General features: G+C 63.8%; 23 protein-coding genes. 8 read left to right on the top strand and 15 right to left on the bottom strand.

What is annotated here, in order from left to right; genetic code table 11:
• Nucleotides 1–151 precede the first annotated feature (151 nt).
• The 3 genes from ACEWQZ_RS12740 to ACEWQZ_RS12730 all read left to right on the top strand — a co-directional run bounded on the left by ACEWQZ_RS12740 (nucleotide 152) and on the right by ACEWQZ_RS12730 (nucleotide 2,245).
• Nucleotides 152–1,066, top strand: coding sequence for a glycosyltransferase family 2 protein (locus ACEWQZ_RS12740; protein ID WP_476483477.1), 915 nt, complete (start codon nucleotides 152–154; stop codon nucleotides 1,064–1,066).
• 13 nt (nucleotides 1,067–1,079) lie between these two features.
• Complete coding sequence (locus tag ACEWQZ_RS12735) at nucleotides 1,080–1,856, top strand: hypothetical protein (protein WP_476483476.1); 777 nt, start codon at nucleotides 1,080–1,082, stop codon at nucleotides 1,854–1,856.
• Nucleotides 1,857–1,972: 116 nt separating this feature from the next.
• Entirely contained in the window at nucleotides 1,973–2,245 is a 273-nt protein-coding gene (locus tag ACEWQZ_RS12730) for a hypothetical protein (protein ID WP_476483475.1), read from the top strand.
• Here ACEWQZ_RS12730 and ACEWQZ_RS12725 read toward each other — a convergent pair.
• Complete coding sequence (locus ACEWQZ_RS12725; protein WP_476483474.1) at nucleotides 2,235–2,804, bottom strand: SixA phosphatase family protein; 570 nt, start codon at nucleotides 2,802–2,804, stop codon at nucleotides 2,235–2,237. The genes ACEWQZ_RS12730 and ACEWQZ_RS12725 overlap by 11 nt on opposite strands.
• Before the next feature lie 93 nt (nucleotides 2,805–2,897).
• Nucleotides 2,898–4,772, bottom strand: coding sequence for a S8 family serine peptidase (locus ACEWQZ_RS12720; RefSeq protein ID WP_476483473.1), 1,875 nt, complete (start codon nucleotides 4,770–4,772; stop codon nucleotides 2,898–2,900).
• A gap of 317 nt (nucleotides 4,773–5,089) precedes the next feature.
• Between ACEWQZ_RS12720 and ACEWQZ_RS12715 the strand changes: the two genes are divergently transcribed.
• Both ACEWQZ_RS12715 and ACEWQZ_RS12710 read left to right on the top strand, forming a co-directional pair.
• Entirely contained in the window at nucleotides 5,090–6,475 is a 1,386-nt protein-coding gene (locus ACEWQZ_RS12715; protein ID WP_476483472.1) for a tryptophanase, read from the top strand.
• A 27-nt stretch (nucleotides 6,476–6,502) separates the two neighbouring features.
• Complete coding sequence (locus tag ACEWQZ_RS12710; RefSeq protein ID WP_476483471.1) at nucleotides 6,503–7,891, top strand: aldehyde dehydrogenase family protein; 1,389 nt, start codon at nucleotides 6,503–6,505, stop codon at nucleotides 7,889–7,891.
• Nucleotides 7,892–7,978: 87 nt separating this feature from the next.
• Here ACEWQZ_RS12710 and bfr read toward each other — a convergent pair whose 3' ends face one another.
• Both bfr and ACEWQZ_RS12700 read right to left on the bottom strand, forming a co-directional pair.
• A complete protein-coding gene (gene bfr, locus ACEWQZ_RS12705) occupies nucleotides 7,979–8,464 on the bottom strand; it encodes a bacterioferritin (protein ID WP_476483470.1) in 486 nt (161 codons plus the stop codon).
• Between the two features lie 73 nt (nucleotides 8,465–8,537).
• Complete coding sequence (locus ACEWQZ_RS12700) at nucleotides 8,538–8,765, bottom strand: (2Fe-2S)-binding protein (protein ID WP_476483469.1); 228 nt, start codon at nucleotides 8,763–8,765, stop codon at nucleotides 8,538–8,540.
• 129 nt (nucleotides 8,766–8,894) lie between these two features.
• On the opposite strand from ACEWQZ_RS12700, the gene ACEWQZ_RS12695 reads away from it, so the two are divergent.
• The gene (locus ACEWQZ_RS12695; RefSeq protein ID WP_476483468.1) at nucleotides 8,895–10,022 is read left to right on the top strand and encodes an EAL domain-containing protein; all 1,128 of its coding nucleotides are present in this window, start codon (nucleotides 8,895–8,897) and stop codon (nucleotides 10,020–10,022) included.
• On the opposite strand, the gene ACEWQZ_RS12690 is transcribed toward ACEWQZ_RS12695, so the two are convergent.
• From ACEWQZ_RS12690 to ACEWQZ_RS12640, 11 genes are read right to left on the bottom strand one after another with little or no spacing between them, the layout of a single operon-like run.
• Entirely contained in the window at nucleotides 9,989–11,062 is a 1,074-nt protein-coding gene (locus ACEWQZ_RS12690) for a lipid A deacylase LpxR family protein (protein WP_476483467.1), read from the bottom strand. The two genes, ACEWQZ_RS12695 and ACEWQZ_RS12690, sit on opposite strands and share 34 nt — an antisense overlap.
• Nucleotides 11,046–12,050 (bottom strand): tetratricopeptide repeat protein, encoded by a 1,005-nt coding sequence (locus ACEWQZ_RS12685; RefSeq protein ID WP_476483466.1) that lies wholly within the window; start codon nucleotides 12,048–12,050, stop codon nucleotides 11,046–11,048. Before ACEWQZ_RS12685 ends, ACEWQZ_RS12690 begins: the two co-directional genes overlap by 17 nt.
• Nucleotides 12,047–12,466, bottom strand: a complete 420-nt coding sequence (locus ACEWQZ_RS12680) for a cytochrome c-type biogenesis protein (RefSeq protein ID WP_476483465.1) — start codon at nucleotides 12,464–12,466, stop codon at nucleotides 12,047–12,049. The genes ACEWQZ_RS12685 and ACEWQZ_RS12680 overlap by 4 nt, the downstream gene beginning before the upstream one ends.
• Nucleotides 12,463–13,002 carry a DsbE family thiol:disulfide interchange protein gene (locus tag ACEWQZ_RS12675; RefSeq protein WP_476483464.1) on the bottom strand — a complete coding sequence of 180 codons (540 nt, stop codon included), beginning with the start codon at nucleotides 13,000–13,002 and terminating at the stop codon, nucleotides 12,463–12,465. The genes ACEWQZ_RS12680 and ACEWQZ_RS12675 overlap by 4 nt, the downstream gene beginning before the upstream one ends.
• Nucleotides 12,999–14,960, bottom strand: coding sequence for a heme lyase CcmF/NrfE family subunit (locus ACEWQZ_RS12670; RefSeq protein ID WP_476483463.1), 1,962 nt, complete (start codon nucleotides 14,958–14,960; stop codon nucleotides 12,999–13,001). The genes ACEWQZ_RS12675 and ACEWQZ_RS12670 overlap by 4 nt, the downstream gene beginning before the upstream one ends.
• Nucleotides 14,957–15,406 (bottom strand): cytochrome c maturation protein CcmE, encoded by a 450-nt coding sequence (ccmE, locus tag ACEWQZ_RS12665; protein WP_476483462.1) that lies wholly within the window; start codon nucleotides 15,404–15,406, stop codon nucleotides 14,957–14,959. The genes ACEWQZ_RS12670 and ccmE overlap by 4 nt, the downstream gene beginning before the upstream one ends.
• Nucleotides 15,390–15,560, bottom strand: coding sequence for a heme exporter protein CcmD (gene ccmD, locus ACEWQZ_RS12660; protein ID WP_476483461.1), 171 nt, complete (start codon nucleotides 15,558–15,560; stop codon nucleotides 15,390–15,392). The genes ccmE and ccmD overlap by 17 nt, the downstream gene beginning before the upstream one ends.
• Nucleotides 15,557–16,327 carry a heme ABC transporter permease gene (locus ACEWQZ_RS12655; RefSeq protein WP_476483460.1) on the bottom strand — a complete coding sequence of 257 codons (771 nt, stop codon included), beginning with the start codon at nucleotides 16,325–16,327 and terminating at the stop codon, nucleotides 15,557–15,559. The genes ccmD and ACEWQZ_RS12655 overlap by 4 nt, the downstream gene beginning before the upstream one ends.
• Nucleotides 16,324–16,992, bottom strand: a complete 669-nt coding sequence (ccmB, locus tag ACEWQZ_RS12650; RefSeq protein ID WP_476483459.1) for a heme exporter protein CcmB — start codon at nucleotides 16,990–16,992, stop codon at nucleotides 16,324–16,326. The genes ACEWQZ_RS12655 and ccmB overlap by 4 nt, the downstream gene beginning before the upstream one ends.
• Nucleotides 16,989–17,606, bottom strand: a complete 618-nt coding sequence (gene ccmA, locus ACEWQZ_RS12645) for a heme ABC exporter ATP-binding protein CcmA (RefSeq protein ID WP_476483458.1) — start codon at nucleotides 17,604–17,606, stop codon at nucleotides 16,989–16,991. The genes ccmB and ccmA overlap by 4 nt, the downstream gene beginning before the upstream one ends.
• Nucleotides 17,606–18,079, bottom strand: coding sequence for a DUF3293 domain-containing protein (locus ACEWQZ_RS12640; protein ID WP_476483457.1), 474 nt, complete (start codon nucleotides 18,077–18,079; stop codon nucleotides 17,606–17,608). Before ACEWQZ_RS12640 ends, ccmA begins: the two co-directional genes overlap by 1 nt.
• A 121-nt stretch (nucleotides 18,080–18,200) precedes the next feature.
• Between ACEWQZ_RS12640 and gor the strand changes: the two genes are divergently transcribed.
• The gene (gene gor, locus ACEWQZ_RS12635; protein ID WP_476483456.1) at nucleotides 18,201–19,556 is read left to right on the top strand and encodes a glutathione-disulfide reductase; all 1,356 of its coding nucleotides are present in this window, start codon (nucleotides 18,201–18,203) and stop codon (nucleotides 19,554–19,556) included.
• 104 nt (nucleotides 19,557–19,660) lie between these two features.
• On the top strand, nucleotides 19,661–23,671 hold the full coding sequence (locus ACEWQZ_RS12630; protein ID WP_476483455.1) for a S8 family serine peptidase: 4,011 nt from the start codon (nucleotides 19,661–19,663) through the stop codon (nucleotides 23,669–23,671).
• The last annotated feature ends 19 nt before the right edge of the window (nucleotides 23,672–23,690 follow it).

Genomic DNA, 23,690 nt, shown 5'->3' with positions numbered 1-23,690 from the left:
GCACGGTTCCGTCAGCGACGAGGGTTTGCCATGATGACGCTCCACGATTAGTCTATGAGCGTTCCGGTTGCCGACGACATCATGCTTTCATTGAACGACTCGAGATTCTTTCCATCACGGATCCCTTGCTGCGGCCTTCGGGAGAGTGCCCATGTCTGAAAGCATTGCTCCGGCAGGGGGGCTGGGGTATCGACTTCGTCTGGCCGCCATCTGGTTGGCGGTCAGCCTGAAACTGCCGGCGCGCTGGTTTCAGAAACCGGCGCCGCCGGCATCCGAACGGACTGCGCGCAAGGGACGGCTGCACATCGAGATCGTCAGCCACTGCTGGGGTTATGCCCACCTGCTGGCCTATCAGCTCAGCTCTCTGGTCAACGATCCGCCGCAGGAGATCGACGTGACCATGACGGTGTTCTACGCGACCGAAGATGCCGATACCGTGGCTCTGCTGAAGCTGTTTGGCGGCATGGAAGTACCCAATGTGACCTGGAACTGGCAGGCGGTGGACCCGCCGCGGCTGTTTCGCCGTGCCATTGGCCGCAACCGGGCCGCACTCGACAGCAAGGCCGACTGGGTCTGGTTCAATGACTGTGACGTGCTGTTTCGCGACGGCTGCCTGGATGCCATGGGTTATGCCCTTCAAGGACGGCGCGACGTTCTGGTCTACCCCACTCATGAATTTGTCTCACCGGTCTACGAGCCCGGCGATCCGGTGCTCGAGGCCGCGCGTGAACCGCGGCTGGTGGATATCGATCCGGCCGCCTTTTCACGCCGCGACTACACGCGCGCGGTGGGCGCCATGCAGATCACTCATGGCGATGTCGCCCGAACCTGCGGCTATTGTCGCGATATTGCGGTCTATCAGCAGCCCACCGACCGGTTTGCCAAAGCGCGTGAGGACCGCGCCTTCCGCTGGCTGTTGGGCAGCGAAGGCATGCCGGTACCGGTGGCCGGCATCTACCGGATTCGTCATCAGGCCAAGGGGCGCTATCACAAACCGGGCTGGAACACGCGGATGCGAACCTGGGTGCGCGGCGTTCAGCTGCGCTACCGCGAGGGCAGCAAATAGTCGACTCTCCGGAATGACCCGTATCCGCTTCCATATTGGCGCACACAAGACCGCCAGTACCCACCTGCAGATGACGCTGGCGGGGTGCCGGCTTGCCAGGGGTAGCCGTTATGTGCCGCTCAAGCGACTGCGGCGCCTTCTGATTTCTCCGGTTCGCAAGGGGCGTCCTTTCCTGCCGTGGCATCGCTTTCATCGGGGCACCTGGCTGTTTTCGGACGAAAACATTCTGGGCAACTCGGCCAATGTCATGCGCATGTACCAGAAGCCGGCCGCCGCCCTGAAGTATTTCGCCGACTGCGACCTCGAGCTGTTCATGGCTATTCGCTCCTACGATACCTTCCTGCCTTCGGCCTGGGGAGAGCGCCTCTGGCGCCACCCGTTCGAGCCGTTCGAGCCGCACCTTCCCGCTCGTCGCTGGACTGACGTGGTAGTTGATCTTCAGGCTGCGCTGCCCGGTGTGCCGATTCACCTGTGGCGCTACGAAGACTACCGCGACCACGCCGAAGACATCATTTGCTTCTACGCTGGTGGTGCGGTCGAGTCCTTCCCGCCGCCGCTTGTTTCACCTCCCAAATCCGGTTTTTCGGCCCGAGCGATTGCCGAGCTGAGTCGATATGCCGGCGTCCGCCCGGGGCGGCGACGGATTCGACGCGCCCGCGAGCGCTATCCGGTGGGGTCGGAGTATCCACGCTTCGACCCCTGGTCGGATGAGCAGAAGAGACGATTGCAGGCGATGTATGCCGAGGATATCGAGGAGTTGAAAGGCCGCGTCGATTTCTGGCTGCCCTGAGGTTGCAGTCGGGGAGTGCCCCGGCAGTGGCGCCAGCGCCGCCGCGGGTGATTCAGCCGCCGCTCAGCTGCCGCATGCTAAGCTGCTTCGCCACTGGGTCATAAAGAGTGGAAGTCATGCGTGTGCTGCTTTTCGTGGTCGTTCTGGTGCTGGCGCCGGTCACCGAGGCCAGCTGTGAGCTTTCATCGGCCCGCCTGGGCAACGAGTTGCTCAAGGTCGGTGATTCGGAGCGCAAGGTGCTGCGTCACGAGCCCGATCGGGTGATCCGGCTGGAAAACCGCCATGGCGGAGCAGCAGGGTTGCGCTACGACTTCTACCTGCGGCAGAAGACCATCCAGGTCTACGTACGCGGTGGCAAGATCTCGCTCATATGTCACGTCAACGGCTGATGCTTGCCGCCTCCCCTGGTGGCGCTGCTGTGCCGTATCGTGCGGTCACGACCGTCATGCCTGAGCCGGTCGGCAGCAGGACGTACATTCGGTCGTAGTCGGTTTCGTCCAGCGGCGGGACCGATTGCCCGCTCAACGCCTCGACGATGGCGGGCACGGTATTGGAGTGACCCGCGATGACCAGCAGGCCCGCCGCGTGAATGCTCTTGACCTGCGAGACAATTTCGGCGACGTGTGCATCCGTTTCACCTGCTTGTGCCGGTACCGTGATGATGTCCAGCCCCGTACGTTCAGCCAGGCCGGATAGCGTTTGCTGTGTGCGCCGGTATTGCGTGGCGATCAGGCCGGCGATTTCAGCCTGCCGAAGAGATCGGGAAAGTGCGCGCGTGCGCTCGCGCCCGGCTGCATTCAGCGCCGGGTCGCTCGTACCGTTGTCAGCCTTTTCGGCGTGGCGGACAACAACCACCCCGTCTGGTGCCGCGAGTGCCGACAAGTTCATGGCCAGCGTGACCAGCAGCAAAAGCGCTCTCGTCAGCTTGTCGTGATTGAGCATGCGCATGCGTCGATCCGTGGTGTGGTCGACTCGACACTATAAAAGAAAACGCCCCGGGGAGCCGGGGCGTTTTCACTTCAGGTCGATTGACCTTTCAGCTTACGGGGTATCGAGCCACAGGCTGTAGCTGCCGCTGCCCGAGTAGGACTCCACGCGCCAGTAGTAGTAACCGGACGTGCCGTTGTAGCTGATCTGCTCTTCGCTCGAGGTGCTGCGCGACTGGGCGACGCGAGTCCAGTCCCAGCCGTTCCAGCGATACAGAGCGAGGTCGAAGTCGGCGCTCGACGGGCCCGAGAGCCAGCCGTTGTGTGTGCCGGCCGCAGCATAGTAGTAGTCGCCGTTGGGTTCGATGGCCGCACCACCGCTCGACAGTGAGCCGGTGTATTCGGTGCAGTTGCTGCAGGGCGCGCCACCGCCGCCGCCGCCGCCGGCTTGATCAAAGCTGGCAACGAGGTTCACGCCGGAGTAGCTGCGGTAGCCACGGAGCATGACGTAGTAGCTGCCGGCCTGCGGGCTCGCGGCAGTGCACGATTCGCTGTTGCCGTTGCGGTAGGGGCGGCAGTCGTAGGTCGAGGTGGTCGCCTTGGAACCGATACGCACGTACAGGTCGACATCGCCCGAGCCACCGCTGGTGGCGATTTCCAGATTGCTGGCGCCGGACGGCACGTCGATGACGAAATGCGATTCCGAGTTCTGGCTGCCGGAAAGGTTGGTTTCCGGGACGCCGTTGGACAGCTCGGTGGTGCCACCACCGCCGCCGCCACCGCCGCCGCCGCCGCCATCGCCGTCAAACAGCGAGTAGACGAGGAGGTTGGGCGAGCCGGAACCGATGCCGCTGAGCTTGTTGCTCGAGGCGTTCGAGTAAATGGCGTTTTCGACCTGGCTCGGCGAAGCGCTGGGGTTGTCGGCCAGATAGAGTGCGGCAACACCGGCCACGTGCGGCGAGGCCATCGAGGTGCCACTGATGGTGTTGGTGGCCGAGCGGCTCGTGTGCCAGGCCGAGGTAATGCTCGAACCCGGTGCGAACACGTCGACACAGCTGCCGTAGTTGGAGAAGCTCGAGCGCGAGTCGGAGCTCGTGGTCGAACCAACGGTGATCGCGTCCGACGAGCGCGCCGGCGAACCGTAGCAGGCGTTCTGACTTTCATTGCCCGCGGCAACCACCACGGTCACGCCGGCATTGCGCATGCGGGTCACGGCGTTGTCGGTTGCCTGCGAGGCGCCCCCGCCCAGGCTCATGTTGGCCACGGCCGGGAACTGCGCATTGCCGGCAACCCAGTCCATTCCGGCAACGACGCCGGAGTTGGAACCGGAGCCGTCACACCCCAGAACGCGAACGGCGTGCAAGGTGGATTGCTTGGCTACGCCATAAGTGGTGCCGGCCACCGTGCCACCGACGTGCGTGCCGTGACCGTTACAGTCGGTCCAGCCGCGGCCGTCGTTGATGGCGGAATAGCCGTTACCCACGCGACCGCTGAATTCGTTGTGCGAGCCGAGCAAGCCGGTATCGATGATGTAGCTGTGCACGTTGCTGGCAGTGGTGGTGTAGGTGTAGGTTCCGCTCAAGGGACGGCTACGCTGATCGATACGATCCAGGCCCCAGGTCGCGTTGTTCTGGGTGGCGCTGATCGAGACGATGCCGTCTTCCTCGATGTAGGCGACACGGTCGTCTTCAAGCAGCTTGGCTATGGATCTCGGGCCGGCCTTGATGACGAAACCGGGCAGCACGTGCTCGTAGGTCATCTGGACCTTTGCACCGTATGTGCGCGCCATGCTGGCGGCCGCTGAAGCGACGGAAACGCCATTGGCGTTGTTTTCTCCGAACGCAGTGACTCCGTCTTTGAGAACCACGATGTACTGGCCCTCGATCGGATTTGCGGTGGAGTAGAGTTGCGCGGCTTGCGCGGTGGAGAGGAAGGTTGCGGCCAGCAGTAAGGCACCGGCCAGTTGGACTAGCGATAGTCTTCGTAACATGTTGGATTGTCTCCCATTAGGATCAATTTATGATTCCCCTTGATCGCTAAGCGGCTGCGGGTCGTCCCGAAACCGCGTGAGAGGTATACCTGATCGCGCCGGGTAAAAGCCAGCGGAAACCGCGATGGATTTGCAATAATGTGACGCATATCACATAGATTGTGCTCAGTTGATCACATTCTGTACACAATTGTGCCGGCTCGCATGAACGTCATTTGCCCGGCGGCTGTATCGGCCCCCGGGCAGCGCGGGTGACGTCGCCCTTCTGTGTCGCTATCATCCAACGTTGTTTCCAGATTATGAGAGTCGAGCCAGCCATGCCTGAAGCGTTCCGCACGGTCATCGAGCCGTTCCGCATCAAGACCGTCGAACCCATCGCCATGACCACCCGCAAGCAGCGGACAGCGTACCTTGAACAAGCTCACTACAATCCGTTCAAGCTTCAGTCCGAGCAGGTCATCATCGACTTGCTGACCGACAGCGGCACCTCGGCGATGAGCGCCGAGCAGTGGGGTGGCATGATGCGTGGCGATGAGTCGTACGCCGGATCCACCAGTTGGCAACGCCTGGAGCGGATCGTGAAGGATCTGACCGGCTATTCGCATATCCTGCCCACGCACCAGGGGCGCGCGGCCGAGCGCATTCTCTACAGCCACCTGGGCGGCGAAGGAAAGACGTTCCTGAGCAACACGCATTTTGATACCACCCGCGCCAACGTCGAATACAGCGGGGCCGAAGCCATCGACTGCGTCACGCCGGAGGCGAGTCGGGCCGAGAGCGATTTCGCGTTCAAGGGCAATGCCGATGTCGAGCGCATGGCCGCGCTGATCGACGACCGGGGGGCGGGCAATATCGGCGCGATCATTCTGACGGTGACCAACAACTCCGGCGGGGGTCAGGCCGTGAGCATGGCCAATGCACGGGCGGTGCGTGATCTGTGCCGCAGGCACGGCATTCTGTTCATTCTCGACGCCTGCCGAATTGCCGAAAATGCCTGGTTCATCAAGCAGGACGAAGATGGCTACGGCAGCAAGAGCTGCCGCGAGATCGCCAGCGAGATGTTTGCGCTGGCCGACGGCTGCGTGTTCAGCGCCAAGAAGGACGCGCTGGTGAACATGGGCGGTTTTCTTGCGCTCAAGGATGGCGAACTGGCCGAGCACTGCACCAGCGTGCTGATCATTACCGAGGGCTATACAACCTACGGCGGTCTGTCCGGCCGCGATATGGAGGCGATTGCCATCGGCCTCGAAGAGATCTTCAACGAAGACTACCTGCGTTATCGCACGCGCTCGACGGCTTACCTGGGCGAACATCTCGATCGTCTGGGGATTCCGGTGATCAAGCCGATCGGCGGTCACGCCGTATATGTCGACGCCGGCAAGCTCTACGATCATCTACCGGTCGAACAGTACCCCGGCCAGTCTCTGGTGTGCGAGCTCTACAGGATCGGCGGCATCCGTTCGGTCGAGATCGGTTCGGTGATGTTCGGCAAGTATGACGGTAACGGTCAGCTGATTCCCGCTCCGCGCGAGCTGGTACGCCTGGCCATTCCGCGCCGCGTCTACACTCAAAGCCACGTCGACTACCTGATCGAGGCCTTCGAGCACGTTCGTGACCAGCGCCGCAAGGCACCGGGTTATCGAATCATCCGCGAGCCGCGATTCTTGCGGCACTTCACTGCGGACTTCGAGCCGATCGCATGATGTCGACCCGGTGGAGACCGCATCGTCATGAGCGAGATCACTGAGGTCGCGCAATATCCGCAGCTGCTCGAGGCACTGCGCGCCGGCTTCGAGCAGGGCCTGACGCGCCCGCTGGCGTGGCGACGCCAGCAGCTGGCGGCGATTGGGCGCATGCTGGAAGAAAACGAGCAGCGCGTCAGCAAGGCCCTTGCGCAGGATCTAGGCAAGCCGTATCAGGAGGTGCTGCTGGGCGAGACGGCGCTGATTTTCAGTGAAATCCGGCACGCCCGCAAAGGCCTCAGGCGCTGGGCCAGACGACGCCGGGTGAGAACCCCGCTGGTTGGCCAGCCCGGGCGCAGCTGGGTGCAGCCCGAGCCCCTTGGCGTGGTGCTGATCATTGGCGCCTGGAACTACCCGATTCAGCTGGTGCTCGGCCCGCTGGTTGCGGCACTGGCCGCCGGCAACTGCGCCGTGCTCAAGCCTTCCGAGGTGGCTGCGGCCACATCGCAGCTGTTCGCCGAGTTGGTGCCACGGTATCTTGATTGCCGCGCCGTCAGCGTGGTCGAAGGCGCGGTCGAGGAAACGACCGCGCTGCTCGAGCAGCGCTTTGATCACATCTTCTATACCGGCGGCGCGGCAGTGGGCCGGATCATCATGCAGGCGGCGGCACGGCACCTCACGCCGGTCACGCTTGAGCTGGGGGGCAAGAGCCCGTGCGTGATCGATCCCGGTGCTGATATCCCATCGGCCGCGCGCCGACTTGTCTGGGGCAAGTGTCTCAATGCCGGGCAGACCTGCATTGCGCCTGATTACGTGCTGGTTACCGCCGCCGATCGTGATCGGCTGATCGACGCCATCGACCAGGAGCTGTCAGCAATGTACGGCCCGGATCGTCTCGGCAGCGCGGACTATTGCAAGATCATCAATCGTCGACATTTCGATCGCCTCGAGCGGCTGCTCGACAATGGTGAGGTAGTCATCGGCGGCCGCGTGGATCAGGCGCGCTGTCGCATCGAGCCGACGGTCATGACCGGGGTCAGCTCAAGCTCGCCGCTGATGCAGGATGAAATCTTCGGGCCCATCCTGCCGCTGATCGAAGTCGATGGCCTGGAAGACGCCATTGCCTTCATCCGTCGGCGCGACAAGCCGCTGTCGTCGTATCTGTTTACGCGTTCGAGCGAGTCCGAACGCCGCTTCTCGGAAGCGGTGTCGACCGGCAACCTGTGCATCAATGACACGCTGATGTTCATGTCCGTGCCGGGGCTGCCCTTCGGCGGGGTGGGGGGGAGCGGCATGGGCCAATATCACGGCAAGGCGGGCTTTGAGCGGCTGTCTCACCTGAAAGCGGTGATGAAGCGCGGCCGCTTCCCCGAGGTTTCCATCCGTTTTCCGCCCTACAGCCGGCTCAAGGCGCGTTTGCTCAAGTGGATTGCCTGAACGCGCTACGGCAAGTCGCGCGTCGTGTTCTTTCGCAGGCGCCTTGAGCGTGGTGCGCGGGCACCATCGGGCTGAAGCGATCGTGGGTCAGTGCCCGGCTTCCTGCTCTCCCATCTGCGACTGCAGATAACGCTGCTCGCCAATGCGCTCGATCAGCTCCAGCTGGGTTTCGAGGAAGTCGGCATGGCCTTCCTCGTCGTGAATCAGCTCTGAAAACAGGTCGCGGGTGGCATAGTCGGCAGCGGCTTCGCATTCCTTGACTGCTGTTTTGTACATCTCGAGCGCTTCGTATTCCAGCTTGAGGTCGTTGCGGATGCATTCGACCGGGTTTTCGCCGATCAGCAGGTGGCCCAGGTCCTGCAGGTTGGGCAGGCCACCGAGAAACAGAATGCGCTGGATGATGCGATCGGCGTGCTTCATCTCGTCGATCGATTCCTGGTACTCCAGCTCGGCGAGCTTGTTCAGGCCCCAGTCCTGAAACATGCGGGAGTGCAGAAAATACTGATTGATGGCGGTCAACTCGGCTTTCAGCGCCTGGTTGAGCAGATCGATGATCTTCTTGTCGCCTTTCATGGTTCGTGCTCTCAGCGATTGGACTGTCACTAGCATAACGTCCGTGGCTGAAAGTGGCCAGTGACGGCAGTGTTCAGGCCGTGCGCAGGGGCGAGGGGTTGCCGCCGGGGCCGAGCACGGGGAGTGAGGGCTGAGCGGGTCTGAGGGCAGCCGCGATCACGGCTTCGGCATGTTCACGGCAGCGACCACAGGTGCCGGAACAGCCGGTCAAGGCCTGGATTTCATTGAGGCTGTGGTAGCCATCCGCCACCAGTTCACGAATCGTGCGCTCGGTGACGGCATTGCAGATACAAACGTACATGAGCGCATGTTTGCATGAATGCGAATCATTGTCAATATCATTTTCCTGCCGCGGCCCCGTGAAGTGGCCTTGCGCTGTTGAGGCAATACGCGGATACTGCTCTTGTTCCGCATTCTCGCAGGGGGGTTGATGCCTCAGCGCTTCTACCTGGAGAGTTCCGGCAAGGACGCCTACCTGCCGCGCCATATCCATCTCGACGAATTTCCGGTGACGGTGGGAAGACACTCGGAGTGTGGCGTTCAGCTCGCGGTTGCTCGCCTGTCGAGAATGCACGCTCGCTTTGATCTCGATGGCCGGGTGCTTTGGGTACGTGACCTGGGCAGCACCAACGGCACCTTCGTCAACCATCAGCGGGTGGTCGAGCCCACCGCTTTGCAAGTGGGTGACGTGCTCCATCTGGCCGATCACGAGTTCCGGGTCATGGTCGACTCGATCGGGCGGGAGGCATCCGGTGCCGGGCGCACCGGTGAGGAGACCGTGGTTGGCATGACGTCGCTGCCGCAGGATTTTTCGCTGCAGATGCCCGCGTTCTTTCAGCTGCTTGCCGGTGAACAGGTCACCGGATACGGTCAACCGATCGTCACCGCGGCGGGTGAACCCTGCGCCGTCGAGCTGCTCGGCCGCAGCGAGCATCCCGATCTGGAAGACGGGCCGGCGCAGTTGTTTGCGCTGGCTGCCACGCTGGATGCCGAAATGCGCCTGAGCCGCATGCTGCGTCGTCGCTGCTTCGAGCAGGCCGATCGCGCCGGCCTGCGGATGCCCCTGTTTTTCAACAACCACCCCGCCGAATGCGAGGATATGGGGGGCTTGTTGGAGGAAATACAGCGATTGCGGCGCGCGTATCCGGACCTCAGCCTGGTCTTCGAAGTGCACGAGTCGGTTGTCACCGATCTGGGCGCGATGGCCGAGGTCAAGCAGGAGTTGGCGCGCATGAATATTGCCCTGGCCTACGATGATTTCGGCGCCGGGCAGGCACGATTGCTCGAGCTGGTTGAAGTGCCGCCGGACTATCTCAAGTTCGATCGCGGGCTCATTCAGGATGTGACCGGGCGGGATTCGCCACGCTATCGCCTTCTGGCCGAGCTCAGCCGGATGATTTCTTCAATGGGTGTGCGCACGCTGATCGAAGGCGTAGAGCAGGAAACAACGGCCGAACTCTGCCGCGAAGTCGGTATTGACTACATGCAGGGGTTTCTGTTCGGCCGCCCCCGGCCGCTGGCTGACTACCACCACAGCGAGAATGACAGCGCGCCATAGCTTTGCCCTTCACGCTGCCCGACGAACTCGCGCGAGCGCCAGACCTGTGTATAGGTCATGCGGAAGGGCCCACGCGTATAGACGAGGCCGCCATAGACTTCGCCGACGTGCCGCTTGCGGCTGACGCCGTCGACGCCGCCGAACGTGTTTCCCTCGATGAACATGTCGCGAAAGACTCGCCGTCCTTCCATGCCGATATACACATACCAGGAAGCGGCGCGGGTGGGTATGAAGTAATTCTCGCCCGACAGGGCCGGGGTGATTCGCGGCGGTCCGTATCCGCGCGGCAGGTTATGGCCTGCCCGCAGATAACCACCGGCGGCAACGTGGGTGTGGGCGTTGCCGAGCATGGCGCCGCCCATCCAGGATGCGTCAATGGCGGCACCGCCGGGGTTGCCCAGGCTTGCAAACCGGCGGACGCGATCGTAGCCGAGCTGCAGGGTGGGTTCGTTTCTGATCTGCTCATCCCAACCCACGGGCTCGGGCGAGCCGATGGCCGAATGGATGGCTTTCTGAATCTCTTCACCGAAGGCCAGGGGGCCGGTAACGCCGACGCCGACGGAGACTCGATCGGCGCCTTTTTCGCTGGCGGTGCCGGTAGCGAACTGCACGTTGAACCAGGCAGCATAAGGCCGGTCATCGGGCGGAAACTGCGGGTTTTCGATATCGCGCGGGGTATAAAGGTTGTGGCTGATGGACAAGCGATAGGGCAGCGCGTCAGCTTCATCGATGCCGGGAAACTTCCGGGCCACCCGCGCCAGCCAGGAGGGCGGCGTACGAACCTGCCCCACCCGTGAAAGTCGAATGCCGTTGGTGTAGTAACGGTCTTCGTTGGCGAAGATGTCGTTTTCGTATTCGACGACCCAGATGGCGCGCTCTTCGAGTTCACGACGATCGGGTTCCTCACGATCGGTTTCCTGACGGTCGGGTTCCCGACCGTTGCCGTGATTGTCGCTGTCTGCGGCTTGGGCCGCGAATGCTGTGCAGAGAAGAAATGTTGCCGCAAGCCCCCGAATTGCGGTCTCAAAGGACCTCTTCAATGAGCACCTCCACGTTGGTGTTGTTGTTGTTGATCGTGAGCCTGTCGCTACGGCCTTCCAGATCGCCTGATCGGGGCGCTGCGTCGCCGCTGAAAGATACCCGGGCGATCACCATGATGGACTCGGCCGAAGACAGGCTGTTGCCGGCCATCATGGCGTCATCGTCGTCGACCGTCAGCTCCACGGGGAAAGGGCCGCTTTGCAGGCGACGGGCGGCCAGCGGCGGCCCGCCGGAACCGGAGCGAACCGCTACGAAGAGCGTTTCATCTCCATTGAGCCTGCCGGCGAGTTCGTCGGTGATGTCTATCGAAACCGACAGGGAGGTTGCCGGCTCTGCGTCGGCCGGGCCGACAGTTCGATCGTCGGGTCCCCCGGCTCGGGCAGTCGCCAGATAGCGCTCGATGGTTGTCCTGACGTCGCTGGTCTCGGGCACCAGAGTCAACAGGCGCTCGAAGCGGCGAACGGCGGCCGGGTAATCTTCGCGCTGAAAAGCCGCAAGGCCAAGAAACCATAACGCCTTCTGGTTGCCGCCATCGGCCGCTTCTCGCAGCAGGCGGTGCGCCTCATCGGGCAGGCGGCGCTCGCCGGAGGCGTACAGCAGGGTTTCGGCCAGCTCCGTCTTGATTCGGGCATCTTCCCGGTTGATGAAGAGCGCGCGACGGAAGGCGTGCTCGGCCGAGCTGAATTCTTCCAGGCTCTTGTACGCCAGCCCGAGACGAGCCCAGTGTTCGGCGATATCCGGTTCACGCATCGCGCGTTGGGCCAGCTCGGTCACTGCCGTGCGAATTTCACCGGTCTGGCCGGTATCGGGTTTGATTGCCGCCGGGTGGCCTACAGACAAGTAGACGGCAAGGGTTGCAGCGGGCACGAAAATCACCGCGCCAATCAGCGTCATGCGTTGCCGGCTGCCCAGCAGGGGGGCGATGACGAATGCCAACGCCAGCAGCACCGCCGCGACGGTGATGAAGAGAAACACCGGATTGCTCAAAGCACCGATCTCCGTTTGCGAATGACGAGGACCGCGGCCGTCAGGCCGATCAGCAGCAGAATGACCGGGCCACCCCACAGCAGAAAGGTCTGTGCGGCCAGTGGCGGACGGTAGAGTACATAGTTGCCGTAGCGCTCGACCATGAAGTTGCGGATCTCCTGGTCGCTGCGGTCGTCCTGCAGCATGCGCAGCACTTCACTCCGCAGATCCTGAGCCAGTGGTGCGTCCGAATCTGCCAGCGACTGGTTCTGGCACACCGTGCAGCGCAGTTCCTCGACCAGTGAGCGGAACCGCTGGCGCTGCAGTTCACTTTGAAAATCGTAAGGCTCGATTGCCGAGCCCAGCGCCAGCAGGGGCAAAAGGGCCAGGATCAAAAGCCACCTGCCGCATATCACTGGTTGCAACTGAAGTTTCATTTTGTGGTTTCCGCCTGCAACTGCATGGCGCGTCGCATCAGGTCCTGAAACACGTTGGCGTCGACCGGACCGATGTGTTTGTGGCGAATGATCCCCTCGTGATCGACCAGGAAGGTCTCCGGGGCACCATAAACGCCCAGATCGATGGCGACCTGGCCTTCATGGTCGACCAGGTGCCGATCCCAGGCGCTGCCGAAGCGATCGATCCAGGCCAGCGCGTCCTCGCGATCGTCCTTCCAGTTGAAGCCCACCAGATCGATCGGGGCTTCCTTGCCGAGGCGCTCCATGAATGGGTGCTCGGCGCGGCAAGCCCAGCACCAGCTGCCCCAGACATTGAGAATATACGGCTGGCCGAGCAGATCATCGCGGCTGGTGAGTGTTTGCGGGTCGTACAGGCCGGGCAGGCTGAACTGCGGCACCGGTTTGCCGATCAGCGGCGACTGTACCAGTTTGCGTTCATCGCCGGTCTGGAGGCCGGCGATGAGCAGGCCGAGCAGACCCAGGAAGACAGCGAGCGGAATCAGCATGCGAATCATGCCGGCGCCTCGGCACCGGTGGCAGTGGCATCGCTCGCCTTGTGTCTGCGGCGTTTGCGGTAGCGACGATCGGAGGCCGAGATCAGGCCGCCGATGCCGATCAGCACGGCACCTCCCCAGATCCAGCGCACGAAAGGTTTGACGTGCAGGCGCATGCTCCAGGCGCCGCTGTCGTCGAGTCGGTCGCCCATGGCGATATAAAGATCGCGGAACACGCCGGGCTTGAGCGCTACCTGGGTCATGGTCTGGCCGCCGCGGTGGTAGAGGCGTTTCTGAGGCGTCATGTGCGCTACCTGACGGTCGCCGCGGTGGATGGTGATCCGGGCTTCATCCGCGCGCCAGTTGGGGCCCTTGACCTGGGCGACTTCGTGCAGAGTGAAACTGTAGCCCGCTGCCTCGATGGTCTCGCCGGGCGCAATGCGCACGTCGCGTTCAAAAGTGTGTGCTTCGACCATGGCCGCGCCGATGAGAAACACGCCAACGCCGGCATGGGCCAGCACCATGCCCCATTGATGACGGGGCAGGCCAGAGCGGCTGGCGCGGGCCGTGCGGAAGGCGTACGCGGCAGCGCCACCGATCAGCCAGAAGCCGCCGATCCAGCCGCTGGCTGCGCGCAGGCTCCAGGTATCGAGCCAGGCGCACACCGCCAGCGCAGCCGCGACCGACCCGATCGCGGTCAACGCCAGCGGGCGTACGACGCGCATGAATGCGTCACGCTTCCAGCGCGTGAACGGTCCCAGCGGCAGCAGCAGCACCACCGGCGTCATCAGCAGAATGAACATGGCCCCGAAGTAGGGCGGGCCGACCGAGATCTGGCCCCAGTCCATGAAGTCGATGATCAGCGGGTAGAGCGTGCCCAGCAAGACCATTGCCGCCGAGACGGTGAAGAAGACGTTGTTGAGCAGCAGCAGGGATTCGCGGCTGAGCCAGTCGAAGCCCTGGCCAACCATGATGCGCGGCGCGCGCAGCGCGTACAGCGTGAGCGCACCGCCGACGATCAGGGCCATGAAGGCGAGTATGAACAGGCCGCGCTCAGGATCGTTGGCGAAGGCGTGTACCGAGGTCAACACGCCCGAGCGCACCAGGAAGGTGCCCAGCAGCGACATCGAGAAGGCGGCGATGGAAAGCAATACGGTCCACGCCGGGAAGGCGCCGCGCTTTTCGGTCACTGCCTGTGAGTGAATCAGCGCGGTGCCAATCAGCCAGGGGATGAAAGAGGCGTTTTCGACCGGATCCCAGAACCACCAGCCACCCCAGCCGAGCTCGTAATAAGCCCACCATGAGCCCAGCGCAATGCCGAAAGTGAGAAACGACCAGGCCGCCAGGGTCCAGGGGCGAGACCAGCGCACCCAGTCGCGCTCGACGCGTCCGCCAATCAGCCCGGCAATGGCGAAGGCGAAGGCGACCGCAAAGCCGACGTAGCCCATATACAGCAGCGGCGGATGAAAGATCATGCCGGGGTCCTGCAGCAGCGGATTGAGGTCGCGACCGTCGATCGGGCCGGGCAGGATGCGCTCGAATGGGTTGGACGTGAACAGGATGAACAACAGAAAGCCGACCGAGATCATGCCCATCACCGCGAGCACGCGCGCGGTGAAGTACCGCGGCACGGAGCGCGAGAAGGCGGCCACGGCCAGCATCCAGCCACCCAGCAGCAGCATCCACAGCAGCAGCGAACCCTCGTGGCTGCCCCACACCGCGGTGACACGGTAGAACCAGGGCAGCAGCAGGTTGGAGTGCATGGCCACGTAGGTGACGGTAAAGTCGTGCTGCAGGAATGCCATGGTCAGCGCCGCGAAGGCGCCGGCGAGAAACACGAATTGTCCGATCGCAAGCGACGGCGCGAGTTTCATCAGCGCCTCGTTGTTGCGCTGGGCGCCAACCATCGGCAGAACCGCCAGCAGCGCGGCCAGCACCAGGGCCAGGATCAGCGAGATCTGTCCGAGCTCGGCGCTCATCGCGTCGACGCCTCCGCCGGGTGGCCGGCGGCCTCCAGCGATTTCATCACTTCCGGCGGCATGTAGGTCTCGTCGTGGCGGGCCAGAACTTCGTTGGCGTGGAAGTGCCCGGCCGCGTCAAGCTGGCCGTGCGCGATCACTCCCTGGCCTTCGCGAAACAGGTCGGGCAGGATGCCTTCGAAGCTGACCGGTACGTCGTGGAGGCCGTCGGTAACGGTGAACTCGACCTTGAGGCTGTCGGGGTCGCGACTGACCGAATTGGCAGCCACCAGACCGCCGAGGCGAATCTGGCGGTCGGCGGGTGCCGCGGCGGCATGTACATCGGTGGGACTGACGAAATAAAGCATGTTGTCATTGAGTGCAGTGATGGCCACGGCGGTGGCAGCGCCCACGCCGAGGACGATCAACGCCACCAGGGCCAGTCTTTTCTTACGCGTCGGTGTCATCGTAGTTTCCGGTCTGTAGTGCTTGTTCCTCGCGCAGTTCGGCGATGAGCTGCCGCCTGCGCACGCGCGGCTGCAGGAATTGCCAGGCCATGATCACGGCGAACAGGCCGTAGCTGCTCCAAACGTAGAAGGCGTAGTCGAGTTGCGGGATCATGTCTTTCCTTTCGCTGTGTCCTGTCCGATCACGCGGCCAATCCAGTTCTTGCGTCGGTCCTGCTCGATCAGATCGTTGCGGGCACGGTCGAGCAGCGCCCCTCCGAACATCAGTTTGACGCCCACGGTCATCCAGATCAGCGGCGACAGCATGCTCGAGTGCATTCGTGATTCGCCCAGCAGGCGGATCGTCGCGCCCTGGTGCAGGGTGGTCCACCATTCTACCGAGAAGTGGATCAGCGGGATATTGACCAGCCCCACCAGCACGAGAATGCAGGCCACGCGGGCGCCCTTGCGCCGATCCTCGAAGGCGGCGTAGAGCCCCATGATGCCCAGATAGATGAACAGCAGCACCAGCATCGACGTCAGGCGCGCATCCCAGGCCCACCAGGTGCCCCACATGGGCTTGCCCCACAGCGAGCCGGTGGCCAGGCAGAGCGCCGTGAGCCCGGCGCCGATCGGAGCGGCTGCCATGGCCATGATCTCGACGGTGCGAATGCGCCAGATCAGCGCGATGGCGGCCAGAACCGCCATGATGAGATAGCTGGCGAGCGCTTGCCACGCCGCTGGCACGTGAATGAACAGGATGCGATAGCTGTCGCCTTGCTGATAATCGGGCGGCACGATGTAAAGCGCCTGGTAGAGGCCGATGGCGGCGCAGACCAGGAAACCAGCCCACAGCCAGGGCGACAGAACGCGACAGAGCCGGTAGAAGGTTGGCGGTGAGCCCAGGCGGTGAAAGCCGACTTTCAGACGCTGAAAAATCATTCGATGTTCAACCTCAGTGCAGCGGTGGTGGCAAACGGGACCAGGGTCACGGCAAGAATCAGCAGCGCCGACAGCAGGCCCAGGTGCGCTCGCGCCGACAAGCCTTCCGCAGCAGCCGTCACGCCGCCGGTTGCGAAGATCAGTACAGGCACCACCATCGGGAACACCAGGATGGACAACAGAACGCTGCCGCGGTTCGTTCCCAGGGTCAGTGCACTGGCCAGACCGCCGACCAGGCTGAGAATCGGCGTGCCGATGAGCAGGGTCAGCATCAGCGTGGGCAGGGCGCGGTCCGGCAGATACAGCATTTGCGCCGCCAGCGGGGCGAATACGATCACCGGTACACCGGTGATCAACCAGTGGCTGAACAGGCGAGTGGCGACTAGCGGGCCGGGCGACGACGCGCCCACCCACCACTGCTCCAGGGTGCCGTCTTCAAGATCGGGCCGGAACAGCTGCTCCAGGGCGAGCAGGCTGGCCAGCAGCGCCGCGACCCAGATCATTCCCGGTGCGATGCTGGCCAGCAGGTTTGGCCCGGGGCCGACGCCCAGCGGCACCAGAATGATGACAGCAAACAGAAAGATCAGCGGCATCAGTGATTCGCCGCCGTGGCGCAGAGCCAGGCGCAGGTCGCGGCGCAGCAGGGCGTTCATGCGTCCGATCATGCCGTCTGTTCCGATTGTGGTTGCGTGTGTCGCCGAATCGTGAGCAGTACCGGCTCGCGTTGGATCAGCGGCTGGCGCTGGTGCGTGGAGAGTACGGCTGAACCATCGCGGCCGAGCTGCTCCTGCAATAGCGCATCGACCAGCGCGCAGCCGTCGTCATCCAGGCTGGCGTAGGGCTCATCGAGCAGCCACACGGCCGCCGGTGCCACCAGCAGGGCGGCCAGGCCGAGGCGGCGTTTCTGGCCGGCTGACAGCGCGCGCGCCGGGCGCAGGCCCAGGCCGGCCAGGCCCACCCGGGCCAGCGCGCGGCTGTTGCTCATGCCGCTGGTCGTGCCCCGGAAGCGACGCTGGAACTGAAGGTTCTCCCGACAGCTGAGTTCACCCTTGATCGCCGCCTGGTGCCCGAGAAAAGCTATCGGCGCCCGCCGCTGGATGTCCCCGCACGACGGCGACAGGATGCCGGCCAGCAGTCTCAAGAGCGTGGTTTTGCCGGACCCGTTGGCGCCGCGTACCACCAGCGCCTGACCACCCCCGAGCGCCAGGTCGACGGGCTCGAACACCAGCTCGCCGGCGCGCGCAAAGCCGGCCTGTTTGGCCTCGAGCAGGGCGCGCATCAGTGGGCTCGTCCGGCCCAGAAGGGCAGGGTATGCGGCCAGCATGGCCCGTACAGCCGCAGTTCGGCCGGCTGGCTGGCACGTCCGGTGACGATTGCGGCCTGCCCGAATGTCTCCGCCATGCGATCCAGGGTGGCCGGCTCGGCGTCGATGAACAGCAGGCCGCTTTCGTCCGGCCAGTCACCGTCCGGGGCGCGGTTGACGGCGGGGTGGTGTTCCCGTCCCAGGTTCGCAGCCTTTGTCAGCAACTGCCGATGGCGCGCCAGGTTGGTACGCTCGCCCAGCTGTCTTGCGCCCGGGTTGAATGCTGTCACGATCGCCCAGGGTCGGTCGTGAAGCGCTTGATCGAGGGCGCTGTGAGTCTGCCCGACTCGAATGCTGTATTCGTGCCGATCGATGGTCACCCGGTAATCGGTGCGCGAGAATGCCTGCAGGAGCGCTTCGGGCGAGTGCTGGTCGGTCTGGTTCTTCATCGACTTCGGGCGGTTGTCCGGATATGACGACTGACAACGTAGTATTTTAGCGTGTGAGACAGCTCGGGCATGACCTGAGTTAAATCCATTGCAATTATTCGAGGGGTCTACTGAAATCGCGATGCCCAGCTTTGATTATGACCTGTTCGTGCTCGGTGCCGGCTCCGGCGGAGTGCGAGCATCCCGAATTGCCGCCGGCCACGGTGCCCGCGTGGCCGTCTGCGAGGAGTCACGCGTTGGCGGAACCTGCGTGATTCGCGGCTGCGTGCCCAAGAAACTGCTGGTGTATGCATCGCAGTTCTCCGAGTATTTCGAGGACGCAGCCGGCCACGGCTGGAGTGTGGGCGATACAGCGTTCTCCTGGCCCGATCTGATTGCGGCCAAGGACCAGGAGATCGACCGTCTCAACGGCATCTACCACAAGCTGCTCGACAACGCCGGGGTCACGCTTCACGAAGGCCGGGGGCGCTTGATCGACCGACACACCGTGGAGGTGGACGGGCGCCGCTGGAGTGCCGAAAAAATTCTCATTGCCACCGGCGGACGACCCTGGGTGCCGGACATCCCCGGTGCCGGGCTGGGAATCACCTCCGACGAGGCTTTCCATCTGGACACTCTGCCCAAGCGCGTTCTGGTTGCCGGTGCCGGCTACATCGCCGTCGAGTTTGCCGGCATTTTCCAGGGCATGGGCAGTGACGTCACGCTGGCCTATCGGCGTGACCTGATTCTGCGCGGGTTCGACGACGACGTGCGTCAGGCCGTGGAGGCCGGCATGCGCGGTCGCGGCATCGCTGTTCAGTATCACAGCTCGCCTGCGCGCCTGGAGCGGTGCGATGACGGCATCGCCGTGACCTTTTCCGACGATCGCCGCCAGGTCTTCGACTGCGTCATGTTCGCAACCGGCCGTTCTCCCTACACCTGGGATCTGGGCCTGGAAGAGGTGGGCGTGCATACGGGCGCGGAAAATCGCATCGAGGTTGACCACTACAGCCGCACCAATGTCGACAACATCTTTGCCGTTGGCGATGTCACCGACCGGCTCAATCTCACGCCGGTGGCGCTGATGGAAGGCCACGCCTTTGCCGATACGCAGTTTGGCGGCATGGATCGACCGGTGGACCATGCCGCTACGCCGGCGGCCGTGTTCAGCCAACCGCCGGTCGGCACCGTGGGGTTGTCCGAAGCGGAGGCAAGGGAGCAGTACGAACAGGTTCGCATTTTCCGGTCGTCCTTTACGCCGATGAAATACACCCTCAGCGAACGGCAGGAAAAAAGCATGATGAAGCTGGTGGTGGATGCCGGCAGCGATCGAGTGCTCGGCTGTCACGTAGTCGGCCCGGATGCGCCGGAAATCATCCAGGGCTTTGCCGTGGCGGTTAGGGCACAATTGACCAAGGCAGATTTCGACCGCACTATCGGAATCCACCCCAGTAGCGCCGAGGAGCTGGTGACCCTTCGTCAGCCCGTCGCGTCATGACACAGTCTGGATCAGGCAGGGAAAAGTCGATGAAGTCAGGGATCGGATTTTTTATCGTTGGGGTTTTCACGGCGCTGGGACTCGCCTTTTCGAGTTCGGCACCGGTGTCAGCTGCTCAGGCCAGCTTTGTCGTTCCCGGCAAGTGGATCGTGGAACTGGAAGCGCCACCGGCGGTGGCCTATGAAGGCGGACCGGTTGCCGTGCTGCACGATGAGGGTGGCGGGAGCACCGGCAAGCGCCTGGCGCCGACCTCGCCGCGCGCGACGGGGCGACAGCGTTACGATGCGCACACGGCGGAAGTGGCAGCGTATACCGCTTACCTGGGCCAGCAGCGCGACAGCGTACTGGAGCGGGCCAGCGATCGGCTGGGCCGCACGGTTACGGCCAGGCGCGTGTATGCGCATGTCTTCAACGGCTTTGAGGCGAGCTTGAGCGCCGAAGAGGCCGATGAGGTGGCCCGCTTGCCCGGCGTTCGCAGCGTCCAGCCGGTCATGGCCTACAAGATGCAGCTGGATGCCGGCCCGGAGCTGATCGGCGCGCGGCGCGTGCACGCGGGGCTGGCCGGCATGCCCGCCAACGGCGGCGAGGGGACGGTCGTGGGCATCATCGACAGCGGCATCAACTGGGAGCACCTGTATTTCTCGGACGACGACCTGGCTTCCGGGCACGTCTTTTCGAACCCGTATGGCCGGCAGCTCGGTGAGTGCTCGAAAGCAAATGTCGAGTGCAACGACAAGCTGGTGGGGGTCTACGACTTCACCATCGAGGGCACCGACGGCAAGGACCCAGAGGGCCATGGCACGCACGTAGCGTCGATAGCGGCCGGCGTGCCGTGGAGCTTTACGCTGACGGACTCGGGCAGCTACCTGTATGACACCACCGGGGTGGCGCCGCATGCCAACATCATTTCCTACAAGGTCTGCTACAAGGAGCATCCCAGCAACGAGGATCTGAACGAAAGCTGTGAAAGCAGCGCCATCAGAGAAGCCTGGGAGCAAGCGGTGATCGACGGCGTCGATGTGGTCAACTACTCCATCGGAAGCGACGCGGCTGACCCCTGGGCCAGTGCGATACCGCTTCTGAACCTGTGGGACGCCGGAATTCCTTTCGTGACCTCGGCCGGCAACGCCGGCCCGGGCAGCGAAACGATCGGCTCGCCGGCCAATGCGCCCTGGGCCTTTGCCGTGGGCAGTACGACGCATGGACGTCAGGTCGGCTCAAGGGCCACGGTCGCGGGTCTGCGCGACCTGGTGGTGACCTACGGCAGCGGCCCGCCCCTGTCGTCGGCGCTGACCGCCCCACTGATTGCCGCCGATGACGTAGCCAGCAACAATCTGGGCTGCAATGCCTTCCCCGCCGCTTCGCTGCAACAGGCGATCGTGCTGATCGAGCGCGGCAACTGCACGTTTGCCGACAAGGTCAGGCATGCGGCCAACGCCGGTGCAGCCGGCGTCCTGGTCTACAACAGTGTCTCCGGTCCGCCCATCATCATGGGGGGGCTCGAAGGCAGCACCATTCCGGCAGCGATGATGAGCCGCCCGGACGGCCTGGCGGTTCGCGCGGCGATGGCCGAGCAGAGCTATCCGGGAGCGACGCTGAGCACCGAGGGCTTTGCCTCCATCAATGAAGGCCTTCAGGATTTCATGTCGGACTTCAGCTCCCGCGGGCCGAACGTCTTTCCGCCGGGCGTGATGAAGCCCAACGTCGTGGCGCCGGGATCCAACATCGTGGCCGGCTGGTATGACGGCGCCAATTCCGTTGCGACGGCCAGCGGCACCTCGATGGCGAGCCCGCATGTGGCCGGCTCGGTGGCGCTGTTGAAGTCGATTCACCCGGACTGGACCCCGGCCATGCTGCAGTCAGCGCTGGAGACAACGGCCGAGACCGTGCCGCTGCGCAATGGAGAAGATGCCGCCGGCATGCCCGACCGCGGCAGCGGCCGGGTTCGCGTTGACCTGGCGGCGCGTGCCGGGCTGTACCTGCCCATCTCGCGGCGAGACTTCGAGCGCGCCAACCCCGCCATTGGCGGTGATCCGGCAAAGCTCAATCTGCCCGGGGTCTGGGGTCCTGACTGCCTCTCGACGTGTTCGTTTACCCGCAAGGTCCGCGCCATCGAAGCTGGTGCCTGGGAGGTGAAGACGACCGGAGACGTCGAGATTTCGGTGACCCCGCAGCGCTTCGAACTGGCGGCGGGTGAAACCCGGACGCTGCAGATCGAGGTCGAGACCGGCGCCTTGTTTGCCGGCGCGCTGGGGCACGGGCAGGTTGAACTTCGGCCCACCCGGGGAGACTTCGTTTCGCAACAGCTGAGAGTCGGTGTGCAGGTGGCCGCGATCGAGCTGCCCTCGACGGTCGAGTTCGAGGTCGACAGCAACCGCGGGCGACGCAGCCAGCGCGTCACCTCCGGGCCGCTGCCTGAGCCGGTTTTCCGGACCAGCGACCTGGTCGCGGTGACCAGAGAGGCATTCCTGCTGCCCCAGGACAGCACCCGTGACGACCCTTATTCCGGCAACGATGGTCGCAAGACATTTCTGATCGATGTGCCGCAGGATGCGCTGCTGCTGATGGCCGAGATTGTCTCTTCGGCGGCAGTGGATATCGATCTGTACGTTGGTCGTGACGACAACGGCAACGGTCGCGCCGATGAGTCCGAGGAGGTTTGCAAATCCACTACTCCGGGTGAGCTGGAGCAGTGCCTGATCGAGTCACCGGCTGCCGGGACCTGGTGGGTGCTGGTGCAGAACTGGCGATCGTCTGTGACCGGTCGACGCGACCCGGTTGAACTGGAGATGGCCGCCCTGGGGGTCAGCGACGAACCCGGATTCAGCGTCACCGGCCCGGGGTTCCACCCGGGCGGCGAGCTGGAGCTCGGGTTCTCCTGGGATGAGCCGACCATGCTCAGAGATCAGCGTCGGGTGGCTGCCGTGGAGCTGAGCAGCTCACCGGACGCGCTCGGAGACCAGGGAATCGTGCCGGTCTACGTGACGCGAACGGCTGCCAATGCTCCGCAGCCGACCGCCCTGTTTCACGGTGAGACCCGCGCCGTCGTTCTTCCGGGCACAAGCCGGCACGATCTGCTGTTTGTCGACGTGCCGCCCTCGGCACGCCGGCTGGAAGTGACAATCAAGGGCGACAGTCGCGTTGAAGGTGAACTCCATCGACTGGATTTTGCACGGATCAAGGGCCATGCCCCGGCCACGCCGCCGGCCCCGACCGGAGCTCCGCTGAGCAGCGGCAAAGCGTCATCCGCGGGCTTTACGCTCAAGCAGGCGGCTTCCGGCGGCAGCACGTTGACTGCCGGCCGCTACTATGTAGTGCTGAAAAATGACGCGGCCGACGAGCGCCGGGTCGAGGTCAGCGTAAACCTCACCGAATCAGCCGCCGCCGGGCTGCCGCGCTTCGGCCTGTGGAGCGCGCGCGACCGCGACACCTATCAGGGTTTCGAATGGGCTGAGGGCGGTGCCGGTCTGATTGTCTGGTACAGCTACGATGACGCCGGGCTGCCGGTGTTCTACAACGCCATCGGTCCGGTCGCACCGGATCGCTCGACCTGGTCGGCAGACCTGCTGCGAACCACCAGCATTGGTGTGCGCAACAACATCAGTACGGTCGGACAGCTCGGAGTGACGGCCATCGACGACGATGACATGATCGTTTCCTGGCGGCTCAACGGTACTCACGGCTCCGAGCGCCTGTCGCCCGACAGCCCCATGACCTGTCCGCAGGTTGGCGGTCAAATGGTTGACTACAGCGGCCACTGGAGCGTGCCCGGCGAGGCTCAGGGCGGTACCACCATGATCGTTACCGCGTCGACGCAGGCTCAGGTACGCTATTATTTTGATCAGCTGGGCGTGGGGCGCTGGGTGATTACCAGCGACTCTGCCGGCGCCGGGCCGCTGGCCGAACAGCTTGATGTGCTGGATGTGCGCGGGTTCTGCCCCGGCTGTGAACCGGTTGAGGTCAGCTGGGAGACGGTCGGCAGCTATTCACGCGTGTTCGAAGATGAATATACCGCGACTGAAATCCTGGAATTCAAGTCGAGTCCGCCGCTGAACCAGCCGTATGCAACCGAGGTGGACATCAAGCGGCTGACGGCGCCCCGGAACTGTCCGTAGGAGCATTGACACACCGCAT

It is taken from the genome of Wenzhouxiangella sp. YN1, from assembly GCF_056324145.1.
Note: the sequence above shows the minus strand (reverse complement) of the source record. Positions and strands in the feature narration are given on the sequence as shown.

Excerpts from the sequence above, each read along its gene's own strand:
- ACEWQZ_RS12725 (WP_476483474.1), bottom strand. The coding sequence starts at position 2,804 with ATGCGCATGCTCAATCACGACAAGCTGACGAGAGCGCTTTTGCTGCTG.
- bfr (WP_476483470.1), bottom strand. The coding sequence starts at position 8,464 with ATGAAAGGCGACAAGAAGATCATCGATCTGCTCAACCAGGCGCTGAAA.
- ACEWQZ_RS12700 (WP_476483469.1), bottom strand. The coding sequence starts at position 8,765 with ATGTACGTTTGTATCTGCAATGCCGTCACCGAGCGCACGATTCGTGAA.
- ACEWQZ_RS12670 (WP_476483463.1), bottom strand. The coding sequence starts at position 14,960 with ATGAGCGCCGAGCTCGGACAGATCTCGCTGATCCTGGCCCTGGTGCTG.
- ACEWQZ_RS12730 (WP_476483475.1), top strand. The coding sequence starts at position 1,973 with ATGCGTGTGCTGCTTTTCGTGGTCGTTCTGGTGCTGGCGCCGGTCACC.
- ACEWQZ_RS12655 (WP_476483460.1), bottom strand. The coding sequence starts at position 16,327 with ATGATTTTTCAGCGTCTGAAAGTCGGCTTTCACCGCCTGGGCTCACCG.
- ACEWQZ_RS12675 (WP_476483464.1), bottom strand. The coding sequence starts at position 13,002 with ATGATTCGCATGCTGATTCCGCTCGCTGTCTTCCTGGGTCTGCTCGGC.
- ACEWQZ_RS12695 (WP_476483468.1), top strand. The coding sequence starts at position 8,895 with ATGCCTCAGCGCTTCTACCTGGAGAGTTCCGGCAAGGACGCCTACCTG.
- gor (WP_476483456.1), top strand. The coding sequence starts at position 18,201 with ATGCCCAGCTTTGATTATGACCTGTTCGTGCTCGGTGCCGGCTCCGGC.
- ACEWQZ_RS12735 (WP_476483476.1), top strand. The coding sequence starts at position 1,080 with ATGACCCGTATCCGCTTCCATATTGGCGCACACAAGACCGCCAGTACC.
- ccmD (WP_476483461.1), bottom strand. The coding sequence starts at position 15,560 with ATGATCCCGCAACTCGACTACGCCTTCTACGTTTGGAGCAGCTACGGC.
- ACEWQZ_RS12680 (WP_476483465.1), bottom strand. The coding sequence starts at position 12,466 with ATGAAACTTCAGTTGCAACCAGTGATATGCGGCAGGTGGCTTTTGATC.
- ACEWQZ_RS12740 (WP_476483477.1), top strand. The coding sequence starts at position 152 with ATGTCTGAAAGCATTGCTCCGGCAGGGGGGCTGGGGTATCGACTTCGT.
- ACEWQZ_RS12710 (WP_476483471.1), top strand. The coding sequence starts at position 6,503 with ATGAGCGAGATCACTGAGGTCGCGCAATATCCGCAGCTGCTCGAGGCA.
- ccmB (WP_476483459.1), bottom strand. The coding sequence starts at position 16,992 with ATGATCGGACGCATGAACGCCCTGCTGCGCCGCGACCTGCGCCTGGCT.
- ACEWQZ_RS12720 (WP_476483473.1), bottom strand. The coding sequence starts at position 4,772 with ATGTTACGAAGACTATCGCTAGTCCAACTGGCCGGTGCCTTACTGCTG.
- ccmE (WP_476483462.1), bottom strand. The coding sequence starts at position 15,406 with ATGACACCGACGCGTAAGAAAAGACTGGCCCTGGTGGCGTTGATCGTC.
- ACEWQZ_RS12715 (WP_476483472.1), top strand. The coding sequence starts at position 5,090 with ATGCCTGAAGCGTTCCGCACGGTCATCGAGCCGTTCCGCATCAAGACC.
- ccmA (WP_476483458.1), bottom strand. The coding sequence starts at position 17,606 with ATGCGCGCCCTGCTCGAGGCCAAACAGGCCGGCTTTGCGCGCGCCGGC.
- ACEWQZ_RS12640 (WP_476483457.1), bottom strand. The coding sequence starts at position 18,079 with ATGAAGAACCAGACCGACCAGCACTCGCCCGAAGCGCTCCTGCAGGCA.